Consider the following 20,533-nt stretch of genomic DNA (forward strand, 5'->3'; position numbering starts at 1 on the left):
TTTGTCTATTTATTATTATAGAGCAAATAGAGGAGAATATACATGACAGAAGAAATAAACTTAGATAAGTTTAATAAATCAATCGAGGCGCGACAGATGACCAGAGATGATATCGACGAAATTATCTCCTTACAAAACATATGCTTCCCGGGGATGGAACCGTGGAAGAAAGAGCATCTTGAGTCCCATATTAATTTATTTCCACGCGGACAGATGGTTATTGAGTATGATGGTAAAATTATCGGAAGTTGTTCAAGTTTAATCATTAATTTCGATGAGTATGATGATCGTCATACGTGGGATAGTATTACAGATAATGGTTATATTACGAACCACAATGACCACGGGCATAACTTATATGGTATAGAAGTGATGGTTCATCCTGATTATCGTGGGATGAGAGTGGGTCAACGTCTTTATGAGGCACGTCGAGAAATCGCTTATGAATTGAATTTAAAATCAATCATTATTGGTGGACGCATTCCAAATTATCACAAATATCAGGATGAACTCACACCAAGAGAATATGTTAACGATGTGATGAAGCATAAGATTAAAGACCCAGTATTGACATTCCAGTATATGAATGGATTTACTTTAATGCGTATCAACCCAAATTATCTAAAGGATGATGTGAATTCAAGTAAGTATGCAACATTAATGGAATGGAACAACCCGGATTACGTTGCTAAATCAAACATTCACTTTAAGACAAGTGACCCTGTCCGTATTTGTACGGTTAACTATATGATGCGTAAAATTGATTCGTTTGAAGAGTTTGCAAACCAGATTGAATACTTTGTTGATGTGGCATATGATGCTGAAAGTGACTTCGTTGTATTCCCTGAATTACTTACGACACAACTGATGAGTTTTGATGAGAAACGTAATCCAGCAGAATCCATTCGTCAACTTACGAAATATACTGAACAGTATATTGAGATGTTTAATGAATTTGCCGTACGTTACAATATTAATATTATTGGTGGTAGTCACTTCGTTGAAGAAGAGGATGAAATCTACAACATTTCATACTTATTCCGTCGTGACGGTTCAATTGAGAAACAGTACAAGATTCACGTTACACCAAATGAACGTAGATGGTGGGGGATTTCTCCAGGCAATGACGTAGAAGTATTTGATACAGATTGTGGTAAGATTGCGATTCAGATTTGTTATGATTCTGAGTTTCCTGAGATGGCGCGTATTGCTACAGAGAAAGGTGCTAAGATTATCTTCACTCCATTCTCAACTGAAGACAGACAAAGTTATTTACGCGTGAAGTATTGTTCGATGGCACGCGCGATTGAAAATCAGATCTACACAGTAACAAGTGGAACGTGCGGGAATTTACCACAAACTGAAAACATGGATATCCAGTATTCAGGTTCGGGTATTTATTCACCAAGTGACTTTGGCTTTGCAAGAGATGGTATTGTAGGTGAAACAGGTGAGAACGTAGAAATGGTTGTTATTGGTGATATTGACCTTGAAGTATTACGCCGTGGACGAGAGAATGGAACAGTAAGACAATTACGCGATAGACGACATGATTTATACAACGTTGAATATAAAAAATAGGTGATATGATGCAGAACAGTACAGCTTTACTGAAAGAAATCGCGGAATTTTTAAATGAAGAGACAGATATATATTCAATGATGAATGGTGCCTTGAACAGACTTGTTCAAGGGACCAATTTTTCTACTGGATGGATATTTTTCATCGATGATGATGGCAAACATACACTCGTATCTGATTATAAGCTCCCACAAGCACTGAAGATGGAGTCATGTCGCTATATGACAGAAGGCCCATGCTGGTGCGTATCACGTTATCATCAGAAGAAATTAACGAAAGCTTCGAACATCATCACTTGTTCTCGAATTGTAAAAGCAAATAAAAAATATAGTGATATGACAGATGATATTACACACCACGCGACCGTTCCTTTACAATCTGGAGAAGAACGTTTCGGATTGCTTAACGTTGCCACGCCTTTTACAAAAGTATATTCAGATGAAGACTTAGCATTGCTTGAATCCGTGGCTTTTCAAATCGGTAGCGCGATTAAGCGTATCTATCTTACAGCAAGAGAACGAGAGAATGCACTACAGGAAGAAAGAACTCGACTTGCACGAGACTTGCATGACTCAGTGAATCAAATGCTCTTTTCACTGAAACTTACAGCACATGCAGCTGAAAGTATGACTGATGATGAACGTGCAAAGACAGCATTTCAGATTATCGAGAAGACAAGCCAGGATGCAGTAAGTGAGATGCGCGCATTAATCTGGCAGTTGAAACCTTTAGGGCTTGAGCATGGATTTGTTGAAGCAGTGCAGAACTATGGCAACATACTCGGCCTCGATGTAACGATTGAAGTGGAAGGGTTCATCAATTTAGAGAATAAAATTGAAAACAGTGCATTTCGAATCGTTCAAGAAGCGCTGAATAACGTGAAGAAGCACGCAGAAACAGAAGAAGTAATGATATCAATGAAGCAGGATGATAAGCATTTTGTTCTGAGGATTAAAGATAACGGTAAAGGTTATAACAATGCACTGACGACAACGCTTCCGACACATGGGGTGAGGAATATGCAGCAACGTGCACAGGAGATTGGTGGTATACTTGAAATAAACAGTACATTAATGCATGGAACGACGGTACAATTCACCTACCCGAAAGGATGAAAGTCATGGATATTATACTCGTGGATGACCACCATATCGTAAGACAAGGGATGAAATTTCTACTATCAACTGAAGAAAGCTTTAATGTAATTGCTGATTTCAATAACGGCAGAGAGCTGCTTGAACATCTAGATGAAATGCAATTACCCAATCTCATTATTATGGACCTTGTGATGCCTGAGCTTAACGGCATTGAAGCGACGCGCCAAGTGAAAGCGAAATTCCCTGATGTGAAGGTGCTCGTACTATCCAGCTTTATCGATGAAGAACATGTCCTTGGCGTGATGGATGCAGGTGCAGACGGTTATGAAATGAAAGATAGTGAACCGAAAGCGCTGATCAATACGATAAAACAGATAGCAGCAGGTGAGCAGATATTTCATCCGGATGTTATGGAAGTCAGAAAAAGTGGCATGAATCTCGCACATTTAAGAAACCCATTATCAAAGAGAGAACTTGAAGTGTTAAAGGCGATGAGCGAAGGCTTAACCAACAAAGAAATCGCTGAACAACTCTTTGTCTCAGAAAAAACGGTGAAAACTCATGTCAGCCATATATTTGCGAAGCTAGAAGTCGGGGACCGTACACAAGCATCGATGTACGGCGTGAAATATAAGCTGATTTAATGCAGCATACACCTCATGTTTTTGTTATAATATGGTAAATGAGGTGAGACGATGATTGAAAAATGGTGGAGTAATAGTTGGATAATCGCATTTGCGACAATTGCGATTACTGAACTGTTTAAATATATTTTTGGAGAGCATAAAGGTATCGTTTATTTTATGACACTCCTGATTGTATTTACAGTTATTAGAGTATGTATATCGATGTACAATCTTAAGCACGATATTGAAAGAATGGATTTAAGGCAGAGTCAATTTTATCGTGGCTATTATTTTGATAAATATTACGTAGTCTCCAGACCTTTTTTTATGCTGCTTATATTTTTATTATTTTATTATTGTCTGATGTATGTAAGTTTTCCGTATAAATTTATAGGAATTGGGGTAACAGTGCTGATTGTCTGGATCCTGATTAAATTTGATAATCGATTTAATGAACAATCCGATATCGATAAAATGATTGTAAAAGATGAAGAATGAAGAGAAAGTGGCACACCCTAACATGAGGGTGTGCCACTTTTTATTTAACTATTCCGGGTTCAAGGTGAACGATTGTTTCAACAGCGCCATATTCTTCTTTAATCGCATATTCAATGTGTTCTGTTATATCGTGGCTCTCAGCAACAGTGAAACTAGGGTTCACAGTAACGGTCACATCTACAAATGTCATAACTCCGTGATTTCTTCCTTTGATATCAACACAGCTTTCTACATTTTCTACCGACGACACGATACGTTTCATATGATCCAGTGTATCTGCATCGAATCCATCCGTTAATGTAATTGCTGTTTCAAAGAATATCTCAATAGCGGTCTTCATTATGAGTAAGCCGACGACAATCGCAGCAACGGTATCTAGAAATGTCAATCCGAAGAATACACCGATGATCCCTATAAATGCGCCAAGAGATACGAGCGCATCTGATAAATTATCTGCTGCTGCTGCTTTGAGTGCACTGGAATCCAGTTTCTTCGCAAGATTGCGATTATAAATGTATACGGCGAGCATCGCAAATGCTGATAGTATTGCTACAACTGCAGTCTCAATAGAAGGACTTGAATATTCCTGACGGATATAATTTTTAATTCCTTGCAATATAACTTGAACACTCACAGCAAACATAATAAATGATGCAATCAATGAACCGATATATTCTGAACGGTAATGCCCGTAGTTGTGGTTTTTATCGGCAGGTTTCATGCTGATCGCAAGCCCAATAAGCAGTGCTACTGAGCTTACAATATCGGTGGCGTTATTAAGACCGTCTGCGACAAGCGCCTGAGATCCGTGAATGTAACCGAATAATAATTTGAAAGTTGTGAGCAGTACATACATGATGATACTCACCTTAGCTCCTTTTTGAGCTTGCTGTAACTGGTCTTTAACCTGCATCTTGTTCATCCTTTAAATAATTATTTTCTCTATTATTAATCAAATGTCGGTGAATGTATAGCAGTAGAAACGTATTTCTACTTTTTAGAAAATTAGGGGAACCTTATTTACTTATAGTGAATCTTTATTTATAATTATAGATATATTTGTTAGAAAATTCAGTTAAAGAGGTGGGTTATGAAAATTAAAGGAAATATGACGCTTAAAATCATCATTGCATTGGTGGTCGGTATTATTGTAGGTTCTATCTTTAATTTATATCAGGATGCATCATGGGTGAAATGGTTTAATCAATACGTATTTAATGTTATCGGACAAATCTTCCTGAATCTAATCTTTATGCTTGTAGTACCAGTTGTATTTGTATCAATTGTACTCGGTGTCGTAGGCGTGGGGGACCCGAAGCATCTTGGGTCGATTGGTCTAAAGACACTTGGATTCTTTATAGTAACGACGGCGCTCGCAATTACACTTGCGATGTGTTTAGCTCTTGTGTTTAAACCTGGTGCAGGCAAGGCAGATTTAATGAATAGTGACGACGTGAAGAAATACGCTTTAGAACAAAAACAAAAAGAAGAAGCAGCAAAAGCGGAAGGAACCTCTGTGAATCAGACTTTCGATCAGACTTTGATTAACTTGATTCCAAAAAATCCAGTACTTGCGATGAGTGAAACAAACATGCTGCAAGTAATTACTTTCGCCATTTTTATCGGTATCGGCATGATTGCACTGAGGGAGAAAGTAAGCGGAGTAAAGCTGCTCTTTGAACAGACGAACGATATATTGATGTTTATCGTTACAGCAATCATGCAATACTTTGCGCCAATTGGTACATTTGGTTTAGTTGCAACAGCATTTACTAATGCCGGGTTTGGTGCGATTAAACAGCTTGGAATGTATTTCTTTGTCGTATTACTAGCGCTTTTCCTACATATGATTTTAGTATATGGTGGGGCTATTAAGTTTTTAGCGAAACGTAGTCCGATATGGTTCTTTAAAGGTTTCGCACCTGCAATGACTGTAGGATTTAGCTCTTCGAGTTCCAATGCAACATTGCCAATCTCGTTAGAATGCGCTCAAGATAATTTAGGTGTACGTAAAGAAATCTCATCTTTCGTTCAACCACTTGGCGCCACGATTAATATGGACGGTACAGCCATTATGCAAGGGGTTGCAACCATCTTTATCGCTCAAATATCTGGTGTAGATTTAACTATTATGCAGATGGTCATGGTTGTCGCAATCGCTGTAATTGCCTCTATCGGTACAGCCGGTGTACCGGGTGTGGGACTTGTAATGCTTGCGATGGTCCTGACTTCAGTCGGGCTTAATCCAGCAGCAATCGGTATTATTCTAGGTATCGACCGATTACTTGATATGACACGTACCGCTATAAATATCTCTGGAGATGCTGCTTGTGCGGTCGTGATTAATGAGAGAGAAAAGCAAAAACTTGCTAAAAATGTTGCATAAATTTGTCTAAGAAATAAAATTTATAAGAAAAGAGGAAAATCATGAGGTTTTCCTCTTTTAATTTTTTGTAAATTATATTAAGATGGTAAAGTCCCTTAAATGAATAGTGTATTATTTCTATTTTATTAAATGAACAATCTAAAAATAATAATATATACAAGAAAGGTCGTAGAAGCATGGATAAGCAACAATTCACAGATTTATTACAAACAAAGTTTAAAATGGTTCGTATAGAAGCAGGATATACTCAAGATACAATGGCACAAACTATCGGACTATCTAAGAAAACATTAGTTCAGATTGAAAAAGAGCGTGTACTTCCAAACTGGACAACTTGCGTGTCACTATGTGCATTATTCAGAGATTCTGAAGTGCTGCAGAATACTTTAGGTGGAGATCCTTTAGAAGTCATTCAAGTAATCTCAAGAGGTGCGTGTGCATACCCTGACCAAGATAATAAAAATGAATTATGGTGGTCAACGATTGAAGCAGATCGTGATATCATTCTTCAGCAGAATAAAATTTCGAACCTTTATCGTGTATTAGATGGTTCTATGCAACCGTTATATGGTTCTAATAAAGCGCGTGAAGCAGAGATGTTCTATAATAAGAAGAGAAATGAACAGCTGATCACTGTATAATTAATTTATAGGCGAGACAAGGTGGCTTAATGACCCTTGTCTCGCTATTTTATTAGAACGATGTCTCTCGGTTTGTTTTTGGAACAGAGTGGTATAAACTATTGTAATGAAACATTATAGAAAAAGGTGATGAATTGTACGCATTAGGAATAATATTATTTATGGGCTTTATTGGCTCGTTGATTGGTGGATTTACGAATTTTATTGCGATTAAGATGTTGTTCAGACCGTTTGAACCGAAATTTCTGTTTGGGAAACAGCTCCCGTTTACACCAGGATTGATACCGAAACGACGTAATGAACTCTCGCTGAAGATTGGAGAGATGGTCACACATCATCTACTCACACCTGAAGTGTTTAAAGAGAAATTAATGACAAGGCAGACTGAAGCGCTGTTAAAAAGTATGCTGAATAAACAAGTTCAGGCTTTAAAAGAAGGACAGTACAGCATCGATGACTTTGCGCAGCGCTTTAATATTGATATTACAAATGTTGCTGAGAAAAAAGTTCACGATAAGGTGAATGAACTGCTTGAAGAGAAGATTCAGACATATCAGTCCCAATCAATCGATGCATTACTGCCACAAGATTTAAAGGATAAGATAGACAGTAAGGTTGAAGCAGCACCTACAATGATCATTGAAAAGCTTAGAGCTTACGTTAATAGCGAATCAGGTTACAACGATATTATGCAGATGATCGACCGCTTTTTTATGGAGAAAGGAAGATTTGTCAGCATGATTCAAATGTTTATGACGCAGGAGATGATTGCAGACCGTGTTATAAAAGAAGCGAATGCTTTAAGTGAAGAGCCTAAAATCAAATCAATCATTGAAACTGAGCTTAAAAAAGAGTACGCACGTATAATGGCGATGACACCAGAAACTTTAGTTGCTGCACATGATATCGCTCATTTCAAAGGGGAGTTAAATACAAATATTGTGCGTGCAATGCATATAGATTATTATATGAAGACACCACTTTATACGCTTGTACCGAAGTTGTTTCATTACATTGAAACTGAAGGTGGAGATCGTTTAATCCATTATATAATGACGAAGACAGCTGACAATGTTGCAGTCATCTTAGAGAAGATTCGTATTGCTGAAATTATTAAGGACCAGATTGATAATTTTGAACTTTCATTCCTTGAACAGCTCGTTATTGAAATCTCGAATAAAGAATTGAAGTTAATCACAATACTTGGCTTTATCTTAGGCGGTATCATCGGTATCTTGCAAGGGATAATCGCGATTTTTGTATAATGCCTGTATTCGTGGTATATTGATTAGGAACATTAAACATAAAGGAGAATGAATATGTCTGTTAATATTTATGATGAAGCGAATAAATTAGAAAGTTCATTACGTCAGAGTGATGAATATAATGCGATTAAGAATCATTATGAAGCAGTTAACAATAACCCTGAATCAAAGAAAATCTTCGATGAATTCAGAGAAATTCAATTAACACTTCAAGAAAAACAAATGTCAGGTCAAGAAATTACTGAAGAAGATTTAAATAAAGCACAAGCTTCAGCTGAATTAATCGAAAAAGATGAAAATATCTCAAAATTAATGGAAGCTGAACAACGTATGAGCTTTATTATTCAAGAATTAAACCGTATCATCATGAAACCTTTAGAAGAATTATATGGTGTTAAAGCTGAAGATTAATTCTTTATAGGGATAACAATATTTAATATATCCGAACAGTGCAGATATTTCGCACTGTTCGGTTTTTGCATAATGTAAGAGAGGTAGATTATGAAATTTTATTTAGAACACGATCAGTTTGAACAGCTGCAGCTCTATATTCGCAATATACTAAATCTCTATTTCGAGGATGCGTATTTATTCGAAGGTCAAGGGGATAACTGCATTACGATAAATATCAATCAGGAGCGCTGCACCATCGTGACAACAACGTTGACGATAGATGGCAATACTTATACACAGCGTGCCGAACGCAAACAGACAGACAAACGTGCAATGAAGCAGGCACTCGGTGAGACGTTGATTGAGATATTAACGGCACATACCGGTATAACACAGAGCTGGGGTACATTGACAGGAATCAGACCACTTAAGCTATATCATAAATATTTAAAACAAGGGCACTCAGACAATGCTATTAAACAAAGATTAAAGCGTGACTATTTGATTGCAGATGATAAGCTTGAACTGATGGAACGTATTACGAAGACGCAGCTCAATGCGATTCCAGACTTACATCAGCTAGAGCAGGAAGTCAGCATCTATATCGGCATTCCATTCTGTCCGACGAAGTGTGCATATTGTACGTTTCCGGCGTATGCAATTCAAGTCCATAAAAATGACGTGCCAGAGTTCCTCGTTGGATTATTATATGAAATTGAACATATCGGCGAGTGGCTTAAAGCACGTAATATTAAAGTGACGTCTATCTATTTCGGTGGAGGTACCCCCACTTCTATCAGTGCACAGGATTTAAAGTTGTTGCTTGAAGCAGTGTATATAAACTTTGACATGACACATGTGCGTGAGCTTACTGTTGAAGCAGGGCGTCCGGATACAATTGATGCAGCGACATTAGAAGTACTTAATACATTCGGTATCGATCGCATCAGTATAAATCCACAAAGCTTTACCGACGAAACTTTAAAGGCAATCGGCCGCCATCATAGCGTGCAGGAAACAATCGATAAATTCAAGTTATCTCGCGAATACCATATGAATAACATCAATATGGATCTGATTATCGGCTTACCGAATGAAACGCGTGAAGAAGTAATCCATTCGCTGAATGAAACGAAGAAGCTGAACCCTGAATCGCTTACAGTGCATACGTTAAGTTTTAAGACAGCGAGCGAGATGACACGTAATAAATCAAAGTATCCGGTTGCAGCACGAGATGAAATTATCTATATGATGAACTTGACAAAAACTTTCGCCGAACAGCATGACTATATTCCTTATTATTTATACCGTCAGAAGAATATTCTCGGTAATCTTGAGAACATCGGTTATTCTAAAGCGGGAGAAGCGTCACTGTATAACATCTTGATTATGGAAGAAGTACAGACGATCATAGGATTAGGGTGCGGGGCATCTAGCAAGCTGATTCATCCTGAGACTGGTAAGATTGAAAACTATTTAAACCCTAAAGATCCAAAGAGCTATAATAAGACATATAAAGATTATACACATCAGAAAATTGATAAACTGAACCTTCTTTATGATCAAAAAGACAAATAAACAATATTTGAAACTCATCCGTAAGATATGGCGATAATGCATATCTTACAGATGAGTTTTTTTATGAATAAAGATTATAAATATAGATGATTTTGTAGTTTCATTACATATATATACGATTTTGTTGTAAAATTAGAGTATCAATTAAAGTGAGGGTTATGATGATCAAATTTATACATTGCTCAGACATACGATTAGATGAACCGTTTCAGTTAGTTGGAGATGTTCCTGAATATATAATGAAGTCGATTCGTAATTCAAGCTTTCAAAGTTTAAAACGCGTTGTCGATGATGCGATTGAAAAACAAGTGGACTTTATTATTATAAGTGGAAATTTATTTTCAAGTAAAAATCGCAACATTAAGGCAGATGACTACGTAGCAAAGCAATTCGCAAGATTAAAGGAAGAGAATATTTACGTTTATTATATACACGGTATAGAGGACAATATGTCCATACAATCATTTTATAAGTTTCCTGATAATGTAATTGTTTTCTCTGATGAAGTTCAGACTTATGAACTTGTTACGAAAAACAAATCAAGTGTGTTCTTTCATGGGTTCAGTTATAAAGAACATTCTCACTATGAGTACAAGCTTGATCAGTATCCTGTAAATGAAGTTAATCAGACTATTCATATTGGCATACTGAATGGTTTACATCATAAGTTAAAAGGGGAAGACACACATACAGAATTTCATATCGAGGAATTAAACCGTAAATTATATCATTACTGGGCACTTGGCGGTTTTAATAGGCATATGACCTTAAACGAACTGCCACATATGCATTACCCCGGTACGCTTCAGGCAACAAGCTTTATGGAAGGCGGAGATAGTGGATATATGTATGTTGAAGGGGACAGCAGTCAGCTGAATGCGACCTTTGTGCCAGTAAATATGATTACATTCCACGAGACAGTATTAAACTTAAAGAGTATTGAGCGTCACGCAATCTATCAGGATATCGAAGCATTTAAACAATCCGTGCGCCCAAACGGTAGACAACTTTATCGATTAACACTACAAAATGATGGTGAGACTTTAATAGATCAGCAAATGTTATCGCAAATAAAGGACCAGATCCAAATTGGCGAAATGGCAGAAGAACAGTTTGTATGGATCGATGATATTTACACAAATGAAAAGTACGCACCGCATACATTAAAAGATGAGTTCAGTGATGTCCTTCATGATTTGTCTTATTTAACAACAGCGAAAGAACCTGTACAACAATCCTATATCCAGAAGTTTATCTCTTTTGATGAAGTTAATACAGAGCGGTTGATAGATTATGGAGAAGCGCATCTCAAAATGTTGATGAAAGGTGACCGCCATGAAGATTAAATCTTTAGAAATATACGGATATGGAAGATTGGAACATCGCAAGTTTCAGTTTAATCACGATTTCGTTCAGATATTTGGAGAAAATGAAGCAGGTAAATCTACAATGCAGGCGTTTATTCATGCGTTACTCTTCGGTTTTCCGAAAGATGGTGAGTACGAACCGCGTCTAGAACCGAGATTCGCACCACAATATGGCGGTAATATAGAACTCGAACATATAGATGGTACAACGATTATGATTGAACGTGTATTTGTTCATGGTAAAGAAAAAGTAAAAGTCATTCACGAGGGTGTAGAGAAATCGATTGAATGGCTCAACCAGTTGATGAATTATATGAAAAAAGATACATATAAATCAATATTTTCATTTGATGTACTCGGTTTGCAGGAAGTACATCGTAAACTGACACAAGAAAAGCTTGAAGCTTACTTACTTCAGGCAGGCTCATTCGGTTCGACGGAATTTACAGATTTACAAAGGACGATAAATGAGGAGCAGGTACGTTTATTTAATACAGATGAAGATACTGGTATCATTTTTGAGAAAGCAAGAGAATTGCAGCAGCTAGAAGCGGATATAAGAGCGCAGGATGATGTAAAAGCACATTATGCACAAATATATGATACGTATCAGAAGGATTCAAGAAGAGTTGAACATATTGAATTACAGATTAAAGAACTTGAAGAAGTTAAAGGACATAAAGAAAGAGAAATTAAATATCAGAGTCAAGCACAGGAATGGAAAGCATTAGAACTACAATTAAACATAGAGCCGCCGCAATTTCCTGAGCAAGGGATTAATCGATTTGAGGCGTTGAAGCATCAGGTCCAGAAATTAAGTAAAGATCTTGAACTACGTGAAGAGAAGTTAAGCCAGATAACATCAGAGATGGATAATATTCAACTATTGCCTGACCACTTAATTGAAGCCTCAAGAGACATTATCAAAAGAGAACATCCGATTAAACAGCTGCATGGTGATGTTCGAAGTGTAACACAGCAACGCGATGCACTGACGACTGAAATGAATACTTTAATGCAGGATATCGGATGGCAGAAGTTTGAAACCGTTGAACTGAATCAGAAAGTTCAATCTGATATCACTGAAGCACTCAACGAGCTTGAGAAACAAGAACTCGAACGTACACAAATTAACAGAGAGCTGCAATTTGTAACACTAAACGTAGATAGATTATCTGATGAATCTAAAGTATTGAATAAAGAAAAAGTGCATGACGAACGTTTTAATAAAGCACAGGAACTTCAAGAACAGCGCAAGGAACTTGAAAGTAAATCAAAGCTCTTTCATAAATTGAGTGAAGAAGCAACTGCTTATGAAGCGCGTGAACTCAAGAAACATAAGCTGCAGCAGACAATCTATGCGATAACGGTAGTCATTAGTCTTGTAGCACTTGTCTATAGTTTTATGAATGCGCTATGGATTTCAGGTAGTATATTCTCATTCGTATGCATCATTGTACTACTGATGCTTATTTTAAATAAGAAGCCGGATGTACGATTTAATGATGAATTAGCGGATGGAGTAAAACAATTAGAGGGTAATATTTATAAACTTGAACATGACTTTGATTTGTCGTTTGATTTGAATGAACAAAAGTTATTACGCCATAAATTATCAAATGTTATCACTCAGTTAAATCGTGAGCAATCTCAAAAAGAAGCTTTAAAGCAACATTTAGACATTTCACATAAAGAAATTGAAGCGACACACCAATTGCTCAAGCAATACAAAACAGCGCTTAAAATAGAGAGTAATTATCCGAATAACCGATTAGCTTCTGCATATCGTACGATACATAAATTAGTGCGCATCCATGATGAAATCTTAAAGTGTAATGCTAAAATCGAGGAAATGAAAGAGCGTCTTGCTACATTCGATCAGAGCATATTAACGCTTATTCCGAAATTACCTGTGAAAACAGAGGCATCATCTATATTCCATGATTTAAAGAATATGTTAACGACCGATGAGAAAGAGAAATTCCAGTACAGTAAAAATGCAAATCAACGAGATTTATTAAAGAAAGAAATCAAAATTATTAATGCATCGTTGCAGCAGAATATTGATGAGCAGCATGCTTTGTTTGAAGAAGCAGGGGTGGAGGATACTTCAAGTTATTATGCTAAAGAGGCTGAATATGCGAGTTATAACACAAACTTAGAGCGTTTTAATGTGTTAAGTGAACTGCTTAGAAATCAAGCATTCACGTACGAGGATAATACGCATCTTGCTGAAGTGCCAGAAGCCATACTGAATGAGCAGTTGATAGATATTAATGTACATATTAAATCGTTGGTTGATGAACGCAGTAATGTGCAGCAACAGTTAAGAGAACTAGAACATGCTATGCATCAAATATGTGACGATGATACGTTATCAAGACTGAAGTTTGAATATGAAATAAAGAAAAATCAATTTAACAAACTTGTGGAAACATTTTTATCTGTAAATTATATCGATACTTTAATTCAGGCACATATTAAAGAGGTACGTGAAGAACGAATGCCATTCGTTATTGATGATGCGACAGAAATCTTTAACTATCTAACTGAAGGACGTTACACGAAGATTGTTTATGATGAACATCTGACAACTGTAGCTGCGGATGGACAAGTATATCATCCGACAGAATTGTCACAATCAACGAAAGAATTATTATATATTGCATTAAGACTGAGTTTAATTCATTCATTAAGAAGATATTACCCATTCCCGATCATTGTCGATGATGCGTTTGTTCACTTTGACAAAAACAGGCGTGAGCGTATACTTGAATATATGCTTAAACAACAGCATAATCAAATTATCTATTACACTTGCAACCGTTCTTCTACAATTAACAGTAAGCAGACAATTGTACTGGAACGCAATAAGAAGGAGGTTAAATAAGTGAGAACGATAGAAACATTAAAACCCGGATCTCAAGTGGATCATTACTTTTTAATTCATAAATCAATTCAAGGGGTAACAGGACAAGGTAAGCCATATTTAACACTTTATCTTAAAGATAAAAGTGGAGAAATCGAAGCAAAAGTATGGACGGTCTCTGAAGAAGATATAAAATTGTTACAACCTGAACAATTAATTCGTGTTAAAGGTGATGTGATTGATTACCGCGGTCGTAAACAGATGAAAGTAAATCAATTCAGACTTGTTACACCAGAAGACGGTGTGAAACTAGAAAATTTCTTAGAAAGTGCACCGGTGAATGAAGATGATATGATGGAGCAGCTGATGGATTATGTCATCGAAATTGAAAATGCAAATTTACAGCGTATTATTCGTCTGTTACTTAAGAAATATGCACATCAATTTATGGTATACCCTGCTGCCAGCAGCAACCATCATAACTTCGTCTCGGGATTATTATTCCATGTATTAACGATGTTGAAACAAGCGAAAGCATTATGTGATATCTATCCGACATTAAATCGAAGTCTGCTCTACGCAGGTATCATTGCACATGATATGGGGAAGGTTAAAGAATTATCCGGACCTGTTGCAACAACGTATACAGTAGAAGGAAACTTACTCGGTCATATTTCGATTATGAGCGATGAAGTTGCGAGTATTGCACGTGAACATAATATTGAAGGGGAAGAAGTAATGTTACTGCGCCATATGATATTAAGTCATCATGGAAAGTATGAGTATGGATCACCGAAATTACCGATGTTAAAAGAAGCAGAGATGCTTCACTTTATTGATAATATTGATGCACGTATGCAGATGTTTGATAAGCATATGAAGAAAGTAGAGAAAGGACAATATACAGAGCGTATTTTTGCGTTAGAAAATCGTCAGTTTTATAAGCCGATTTCTCTGGACTAAAAAAAGGAAATGAAGCAAAGGCTTCATTTCCTTTTTTATTTTACTTTTAAGATTTGATCATCAACATACTTTTTGATGTCTTTATCTTTAAAGTCTACATCATATTCCTTGAATAATTTTTGTACTGCTTGTACGTATAGTTTCGGATTATCTTGTAACTTGTTCTGACGAATCGTCTGAGCGAGTTTGTCTTTTTCTTTGGCGAGGTCTTTATCGTCTTCAGCCATAATGATATGGTAACCAAATTCAGTTTTTACGATATCTGAATTTTCACCCGGCTTTAGTTTGAATAATGCTTTTTCGAATGCTTCAACAGTTTGACCTTTAACTACGTAGCCGAGCTCACCATTATTTTTCGCCGATTGTGTATCATCTGACTCTTTTTTAGCAATTTTCTTGAAATCATCTTTATTAGCTTTAACTTGTTTTAAGATATCTTCAGCTTTCGCTTTCGCTTCTTTATCGCTTAATCCATCTTTATTAGACTCAGATTTCACTGCAACTAATATATGTGAAGCTTTCTTAGCGTTATCTTTAATATCTTTATCTGAAATTTTGATTGTGTCATTTAGAAACTGCTTCTGATATTCATCAGTAACGCGCTTTTTCTTATACTGTTCAACTGTCATTCCAGAACTTTGCTGCTGCAGAATTTGTTCGAATGTTTTCTCATCGCCATATTTCTTAATTTCTTTGTCTGTTTCTTTATTGATTTTATCTTCATCGATTTTCTTACCATATTTCTCTTTAAGAACGTCATTGAAAATTAATTGGAATGACGTTTTAGCGATTTGTTCATTACCGATCTCTTTCATGATGTCTGATTGTTTTATGTCACCAGCTTTAGATGAAACAAGTGTTTCTCCGCCACCATTTCCACATGCCGTTAATCCTAAGATTGATACAGAAAGTGCTGCTGGCATCATAATTTTCTTTAAGTTTGTCATAATACTACTCCTTTTAAGTGCACTGTTTAGTAAATGTTCTAACTAATGATAAATTCTAACATAAAATGATTTAGAATACATTTATCTTACATCTGAATGATAAAAGTCTGCTGGTAGATCGTGTTTGCTCAGGACTTCAAAGCCGTATTTACGTTCTTCAACATAGGAACACTGCGGAGTGTTGAACATATAACGTAAATATACAAAATCTATAAATGATAATCCGATATTCACCGCGAATATAAATAAGAAGTAATGGGCGAACATAGGGTGTGTAACTGCGCATATAAGTGTTGCCACTGTAATGATGACAACTGGGCAGACTAATGCAATTGCAAAATGTAGTTTATGAACCGGATGATTCACTCGTGTATTAATAAGTGGAAAGAATCTGGATTTCGTTGTTTTCTGTATGATTAATGATTTCGTATCATGTATAAATGGCAACATATGCAATAATTTATGAATAGGGTAGAGACAAATCAGACTGATCAAGAATAATAAAAAATTGTCATCTGAGAATTTTTTTCCGAATAAAGAGGAGAAAATTTCAAAGCTGACAATGTAAACGATAATTCCAAGTAATGCTGAAATGAGCATGATTCTCTGGATTCCGTATGTCGATCTGATATTAAAATTTTTGTTACATAAATACATGGCAATCTCCTTACTCGGTTAATTTACCTAGCAATTATGCATTATCTTTATTGTTTTCGTCAAGTAATATTTTTAATAGGTCGTCGTGACTCTTTTCAAGGTGCGTAATGAAGTCTGCTCCATAGATTTGTGCAACGATAAATTTCAGTTCAGTAAATGGCGGAAGATCAAACATTAATTCCTGGTAGTTGCTCGCAGCATCATAAATACGGTCATCAGACTCTTTGTATCCTTTGTATGTTTCATAGAGCACTTCTTTTCCTTTTTCAGTAAGTTCAAGATATGTATTACGTTTATCAAATTTACTCTTTGGCATCGTCAAATAGCCGCGCTTCTCTAGATTCTTTGCAAAGTTGAACACTGTAGATACGTGCATCACACCGTACTGGCTTACTTCTGAGATTGTTGCCTTCTCCAAGTTCCTTATAATGACTAGAATGTGATGTTCATTGATATTTAAATCGTATGGTTTAATCCAGTTCTGCCAGTCTTTTTCTACTGTTTTCCAAAGTGCTTTACTTAATTGAGACACTTTGTGCGTAAATAACATTTTATCGATAATTTCTTTTTCGCGTTCACGTTTCATGTCGGTTCCACCTTCCAGAATATTCATGCATTTTACATAATAATTATCATTTAACAATATACTAATAGTAATATAAAAAAAGTATGATGGTAACATCATACTCTAGTGATTAATAATATTATTTTAGCATAGTACAAAAACTTTATGAATATTTATTCTGAATTTTTAATATATTATTTTTCAGAGAGTTCCTGCGTAATTTCGTTCTTTCGATTGTTCAGGTTTTCTACATTATTCTTAATGTTATCGATATTCGGCGAGATATCTGCTTTGTAGTTGCTGATCATCGTTTTAATCTCATCAACCATGGTAGACATTGCCTCTTGAGAAGTATTTTTCGTGTTTAAGATTGAATCCTTCACTTCATTCGTTTCAGCCTTCAGTTGGTTGACTTGCGCTTTCGTATTATAAGCAGTGGATTTGAATCCTTGCTGAAGTTCTTTCCCTGACTTTGGTGCGTTCAGTATCGCAGTGGCACCTCCAGCAACGATGCCGACACCGAAACCAAGTACAATTCTAGATAATTTCATAATTATAGCCTCCTGTCTTTTTTATAGTATACCCATATTAATAAATATTATGTAGGGAAAGTTATTCGATTGCATCTTGAATATCGGTTTTTAATGATTCCATATCAAGTGCATCTGGATGCGTCTCCCAAACGTAACCGAAGCCATCTATATCATCTTTATAACGTGGGATGACATGGAAGTGCAGATGAAATACAGATTGATCTGCATAAGCTCTATTATTCTGGATGACATTGATTCCGTCTGGCTGGAATGCTTTATCGACGGCCTTGGCAACCTTCTGTACTGATGTGATGACATGCTGTAAGTCTGAAGGTGCAATTGAAAGTATATCTGGTGCAGCATTTTTAGGGATAACAAGCGTGTGTCCTTTAGATACTTGCGAAATATCGAGGAATGCATACGTATATTCATCCTCGTAGACTTTGTATGATGGAATCTCACCTTTTAATATTTTACTGAATACTGTTTCTGACATTGTATGGCCTCCTATGCAATTTTCTCTATTATATAAGATTTTATTAAAATATTCACAACATACGTTATAATTGTAGCAACAATCATACATTTGATACAATGATGAAAATAGTTTGTAGAATGGAGAATGAACGTGACAGTGAAAGTGACGAACTTGACAGGCGGCTATGGCAATCAGCCTGTCATACATGATATCGATTTTGAACTTCAAAATGGTGAGATCATCGGACTTATCGGACTTAACGGAGCGGGTAAGAGTACGACAATCAAACATATGCTTGGGTTACTGAGACCCATCTCAGGAACACTACAAATTGATGGTGTATCGTTAGCAGAACATCCTTATGAATATAGAAATAAGCTTTCTTATATTCCAGAATCTCCTGTCTTATACGAGGAACTGACATTAGCAGAGCATATAGATATGACTGCAATGGCTTATCATATCCCACTGGATGAAGCGATGGAACGCGCACGACCATTATTGAAAGTCTTTAGATTAGAAGATAAATTGAAAGCTTTTCCAGCACATTTCTCTAAAGGAATGAAGCAGAAAGTGATGATCATATGTGCATTTATCGTTCAGCCTGAACTATATATTATCGATGAGCCATTTCTCGGCCTCGATCCACTCGGTATTCAAACGATGCTGGAACTTATGGTTGAAGCACGTCAGAACAATCGGACTGTATTGATGAGTACACATATTCTTGCAACAGCTGAGAAATATTGTGACCGCTTCTTACTGATGCATCACGGCAGACTTATTGCTTATGGGACCCTTAATAATCTGCAAGGTCAGTTTGATATGCCGCATGCATCACTGGATGACATCTATATTCATGTGACAGGTGACGCACATGAATAAGGCACGCCAATTATTTTATGACAGGAAGGCAAGAAACGACAAAGAGGTCGCTTATTATAGTAAATTTATCTTTAATGGCCATTTTATTGTTTTCTTGACGATTGCATTTGGTGCATTGATGCTGCAATATTCTCAGCTGCTCAAGAATCTGCCAGAGAATGTCAACTATAATCTGATCATCGCTGTAATACTTGCAGCGTTTACAGTTACCCCGCTCAGAACTTTTATGAAATCTGCAGATAGCATATTTCTGCTCAATTTCGAACGCGATATGGACCCTTACTTTAAACAGGCCATTATTAGGAGCGGTATATTGCGCACACTATTATTTATCGTAATGGGTGGCCTGTTAGCACCATTATATATGGAAAGAACAGCATCGGTGACAGGGTATGTATGCGCGATTGTTCTGGGGGTGTGGATGATCTATAGCGGACTTATTATGCGCCATTTGATGATGAAGCTAGGCATTATGAATGGCTATATCAGCTTCCTCATCTTTTTAATGGCGCTGTCTGGCATCTATACTGCACTGGAAGGATTACCGGTTACGATTATTTCTATTATTATGTTTACGTTAGGGTTAATCTATCTATTTAATAAGAATGCAGCACACCGTCTTCTCAACTTTGGACAGTATATAGATTATGAGCATCAGCTGTATCAAGCACAGAATAAGCTGATCAATATGTTTACAGATGTAAAAGGGATGAAGGATAAAGCAGTACGCAGACGATACTTTGATGCACTGCTTCCGAGAAAGTCTCACTATACAGAAGAGCATATGTTTGAATATTTATTCGTCAGAAATTTTGTGAGAAGTAATGATAGTATGTGGATTGTAGTGCGTCTGATTGTTGTCGGCTGCGTTCTTATGTGGCTCGTGCACCAATATATAGTAGGGCTTATCATCGGTTTATTCTTTAGCTATGCGATTATTATGCAAGCTTCACAGTTCTATAAGATGCAGGCGTTCAGTCTGTGGCCGAAAGTATGGCCGACACCTGAAGCGCTCGTTCTTCAAGGATTTAGAAAGTTTATGCGTAAACTTTCGATTGTAACGACGACAGTGATTGCTGTTTGTTATATCCTTATCTATCCAGCACACTTTTATTTCGCTATCATCCTTTATGTGATGATGTTCTTTGCATTGAATAGTGTTTCAGCGAAGATTGAGAAGCGTATGAATCTCTTAAGGGACTGA

The 20,533-nt window shown here is 36.5% G+C and carries 20 protein-coding genes; 14 read left to right on the forward strand and 6 right to left on the reverse strand.

Annotation, left to right across the window (positions count from 1 at the left end; translation table 11 throughout):
- The first annotated feature begins 42 nt into the window (after window positions 1-42).
- The 4 genes from QNJ52_RS08735 to QNJ52_RS08750 are packed head-to-tail and all read left to right on the forward strand — an operon-like array spanning window position 43 to window position 3,802.
- Window positions 43-1,581, forward strand: coding sequence for a bifunctional GNAT family N-acetyltransferase/carbon-nitrogen hydrolase family protein (locus tag QNJ52_RS08735; protein WP_283722334.1), 1,539 nt, complete (start codon window positions 43-45; stop codon window positions 1,579-1,581).
- A gap of 5 nt (window positions 1,582-1,586) precedes the next feature.
- Window positions 1,587-2,696, forward strand: a complete 1,110-nt coding sequence (locus QNJ52_RS08740) for a GAF domain-containing sensor histidine kinase (protein WP_419956621.1) — start codon at window positions 1,587-1,589, stop codon at window positions 2,694-2,696.
- Window positions 2,693-3,322, forward strand: a complete 630-nt coding sequence (locus QNJ52_RS08745) for a response regulator transcription factor (RefSeq protein WP_099482152.1) — start codon at window positions 2,693-2,695, stop codon at window positions 3,320-3,322. The genes QNJ52_RS08740 and QNJ52_RS08745 overlap by 4 nt, the downstream gene beginning before the upstream one ends.
- Before the next feature lie 51 nt (window positions 3,323-3,373).
- Window positions 3,374-3,802, forward strand: a complete 429-nt coding sequence (locus QNJ52_RS08750; RefSeq protein ID WP_283722335.1) for a hypothetical protein — start codon at window positions 3,374-3,376, stop codon at window positions 3,800-3,802.
- Window positions 3,803-3,842: 40 nt separating this feature from the next.
- On the opposite strand, the gene QNJ52_RS08755 is transcribed toward QNJ52_RS08750, so the two are convergent.
- Window positions 3,843-4,715, reverse strand: a complete 873-nt coding sequence (locus tag QNJ52_RS08755; protein ID WP_419956620.1) for a cation diffusion facilitator family transporter — start codon at window positions 4,713-4,715, stop codon at window positions 3,843-3,845.
- 177 nt (window positions 4,716-4,892) lie between these two features.
- On the opposite strand from QNJ52_RS08755, the gene QNJ52_RS08760 reads away from it, so the two are divergent.
- The 8 genes from QNJ52_RS08760 (at window position 4,893) to yhaM (ending at window position 15,264) form a co-directional block, all read left to right on the forward strand.
- A complete protein-coding gene (locus QNJ52_RS08760; RefSeq protein ID WP_219492934.1) occupies window positions 4,893-6,188 on the forward strand; it encodes a dicarboxylate/amino acid:cation symporter in 1,296 nt (431 codons plus the stop codon).
- Window positions 6,189-6,364: 176 nt separating this feature from the next.
- Complete coding sequence (gene xdrA, locus QNJ52_RS08765; protein WP_101040077.1) at window positions 6,365-6,829, forward strand: XRE family transcriptional regulator XdrA; 465 nt, start codon at window positions 6,365-6,367, stop codon at window positions 6,827-6,829.
- Window positions 6,830-6,963: 134 nt separating this feature from the next.
- Window positions 6,964-8,094, forward strand: coding sequence for a DUF445 family protein (locus QNJ52_RS08770; protein WP_283722336.1), 1,131 nt, complete (start codon window positions 6,964-6,966; stop codon window positions 8,092-8,094).
- Window positions 8,095-8,148: 54 nt separating this feature from the next.
- On the forward strand, window positions 8,149-8,505 hold the full coding sequence (locus QNJ52_RS08775) for a YlbF/YmcA family competence regulator (protein WP_099482157.1): 357 nt from the start codon (window positions 8,149-8,151) through the stop codon (window positions 8,503-8,505).
- A gap of 90 nt (window positions 8,506-8,595) precedes the next feature.
- On the forward strand, window positions 8,596-10,065 hold the full coding sequence (locus QNJ52_RS08780; protein WP_219492930.1) for a coproporphyrinogen III oxidase: 1,470 nt from the start codon (window positions 8,596-8,598) through the stop codon (window positions 10,063-10,065).
- Window positions 10,066-10,226: 161 nt separating this feature from the next.
- Window positions 10,227-11,411: a metallophosphoesterase family protein gene (locus QNJ52_RS08785; RefSeq protein WP_283722337.1), complete on the forward strand. Its 1,185-nt coding sequence runs from the start codon at window positions 10,227-10,229 to the stop codon at window positions 11,409-11,411.
- Window positions 11,401-14,322, forward strand: coding sequence for an ATP-binding protein (locus QNJ52_RS08790; RefSeq protein ID WP_283722338.1), 2,922 nt, complete (start codon window positions 11,401-11,403; stop codon window positions 14,320-14,322). Before QNJ52_RS08785 ends, QNJ52_RS08790 begins: the two co-directional genes overlap by 11 nt.
- Window positions 14,323-15,264 (forward strand): 3'-5' exoribonuclease YhaM, encoded by a 942-nt coding sequence (yhaM, locus tag QNJ52_RS08795; protein WP_219492925.1) that lies wholly within the window; start codon window positions 14,323-14,325, stop codon window positions 15,262-15,264.
- A 35-nt stretch (window positions 15,265-15,299) separates the two neighbouring features.
- On the opposite strand, the gene QNJ52_RS08800 is transcribed toward yhaM, so the two are convergent.
- The 5 genes from QNJ52_RS08800 to QNJ52_RS08820 form a co-directional block, all read right to left on the reverse strand.
- Window positions 15,300-16,211, reverse strand: a complete 912-nt coding sequence (locus QNJ52_RS08800; protein WP_283722339.1) for a peptidylprolyl isomerase — start codon at window positions 16,209-16,211, stop codon at window positions 15,300-15,302.
- Window positions 16,212-16,292: 81 nt separating this feature from the next.
- Window positions 16,293-16,868, reverse strand: a complete 576-nt coding sequence (locus tag QNJ52_RS08805; RefSeq protein ID WP_219492921.1) for a DUF3267 domain-containing protein — start codon at window positions 16,866-16,868, stop codon at window positions 16,293-16,295.
- A 34-nt stretch (window positions 16,869-16,902) separates the two neighbouring features.
- The gene (locus QNJ52_RS08810) at window positions 16,903-17,454 is read right to left on the reverse strand and encodes an HTH-type transcriptional regulator Hpr (RefSeq protein WP_241427454.1); all 552 of its coding nucleotides are present in this window, start codon (window positions 17,452-17,454) and stop codon (window positions 16,903-16,905) included.
- Between the two features lie 173 nt (window positions 17,455-17,627).
- Window positions 17,628-17,984, reverse strand: coding sequence for a YtxH domain-containing protein (locus QNJ52_RS08815; protein WP_219492918.1), 357 nt, complete (start codon window positions 17,982-17,984; stop codon window positions 17,628-17,630).
- A 61-nt stretch (window positions 17,985-18,045) separates the two neighbouring features.
- The gene (locus tag QNJ52_RS08820; RefSeq protein ID WP_283722340.1) at window positions 18,046-18,462 is read right to left on the reverse strand and encodes an HIT family protein; all 417 of its coding nucleotides are present in this window, start codon (window positions 18,460-18,462) and stop codon (window positions 18,046-18,048) included.
- Window positions 18,463-18,594: 132 nt separating this feature from the next.
- Here QNJ52_RS08820 and QNJ52_RS08825 point away from each other — a divergent pair, with 132 nt between their 5' ends.
- Window positions 18,595-19,329, forward strand: a complete 735-nt coding sequence (locus tag QNJ52_RS08825; protein WP_283722341.1) for an ABC transporter ATP-binding protein — start codon at window positions 18,595-18,597, stop codon at window positions 19,327-19,329.
- Entirely contained in the window at window positions 19,322-20,533 is a 1,212-nt protein-coding gene (locus QNJ52_RS08830; protein WP_283722342.1) for an ABC transporter permease, read from the forward strand. The genes QNJ52_RS08825 and QNJ52_RS08830 overlap by 8 nt, the downstream gene beginning before the upstream one ends.

The organism is Macrococcus sp. S115 (assembly GCF_030067655.1).
Taxonomy (GTDB): domain Bacteria; phylum Bacillota; class Bacilli; order Staphylococcales; family Staphylococcaceae; genus Macrococcoides; species Macrococcoides psychrotolerans.

What these genes read in the sequence shown, in the direction of transcription:
- QNJ52_RS08785 (WP_283722337.1), top strand. Translation starts at nt 10,227, where the DNA reads ATGATCAAATTTATACATTGCTCAGACATACGATTAGATGAACCGTTT.
- QNJ52_RS08775 (WP_099482157.1), top strand. Translation starts at nt 8,149, where the DNA reads ATGTCTGTTAATATTTATGATGAAGCGAATAAATTAGAAAGTTCATTA.
- QNJ52_RS08755 (WP_419956620.1), bottom strand. Translation starts at nt 4,715, where the DNA reads ATGCAGGTTAAAGACCAGTTACAGCAAGCTCAAAAAGGAGCTAAGGTG.
- QNJ52_RS08745 (WP_099482152.1), top strand. Translation starts at nt 2,693, where the DNA reads ATGAAAGTCATGGATATTATACTCGTGGATGACCACCATATCGTAAGA.
- QNJ52_RS08780 (WP_219492930.1), top strand. Translation starts at nt 8,596, where the DNA reads ATGAAATTTTATTTAGAACACGATCAGTTTGAACAGCTGCAGCTCTAT.
- QNJ52_RS08740 (WP_419956621.1), top strand. Translation starts at nt 1,587, where the DNA reads ATGATGCAGAACAGTACAGCTTTACTGAAAGAAATCGCGGAATTTTTA.
- QNJ52_RS08805 (WP_219492921.1), bottom strand. Translation starts at nt 16,868, where the DNA reads ATGTATTTATGTAACAAAAATTTTAATATCAGATCGACATACGGAATC.
- xdrA (WP_101040077.1), top strand. Translation starts at nt 6,365, where the DNA reads ATGGATAAGCAACAATTCACAGATTTATTACAAACAAAGTTTAAAATG.
- QNJ52_RS08735 (WP_283722334.1), top strand. Translation starts at nt 43, where the DNA reads ATGACAGAAGAAATAAACTTAGATAAGTTTAATAAATCAATCGAGGCG.
- QNJ52_RS08790 (WP_283722338.1), top strand. Translation starts at nt 11,401, where the DNA reads ATGAAGATTAAATCTTTAGAAATATACGGATATGGAAGATTGGAACAT.
- QNJ52_RS08820 (WP_283722340.1), bottom strand. Translation starts at nt 18,462, where the DNA reads ATGTCAGAAACAGTATTCAGTAAAATATTAAAAGGTGAGATTCCATCA.
- QNJ52_RS08810 (WP_241427454.1), bottom strand. Translation starts at nt 17,454, where the DNA reads ATGAAACGTGAACGCGAAAAAGAAATTATCGATAAAATGTTATTTACG.
- QNJ52_RS08815 (WP_219492918.1), bottom strand. Translation starts at nt 17,984, where the DNA reads ATGAAATTATCTAGAATTGTACTTGGTTTCGGTGTCGGCATCGTTGCT.
- QNJ52_RS08800 (WP_283722339.1), bottom strand. Translation starts at nt 16,211, where the DNA reads ATGACAAACTTAAAGAAAATTATGATGCCAGCAGCACTTTCTGTATCA.
- QNJ52_RS08760 (WP_219492934.1), top strand. Translation starts at nt 4,893, where the DNA reads ATGAAAATTAAAGGAAATATGACGCTTAAAATCATCATTGCATTGGTG.
- QNJ52_RS08830 (WP_283722342.1), top strand. Translation starts at nt 19,322, where the DNA reads ATGAATAAGGCACGCCAATTATTTTATGACAGGAAGGCAAGAAACGAC.
- QNJ52_RS08750 (WP_283722335.1), top strand. Translation starts at nt 3,374, where the DNA reads ATGATTGAAAAATGGTGGAGTAATAGTTGGATAATCGCATTTGCGACA.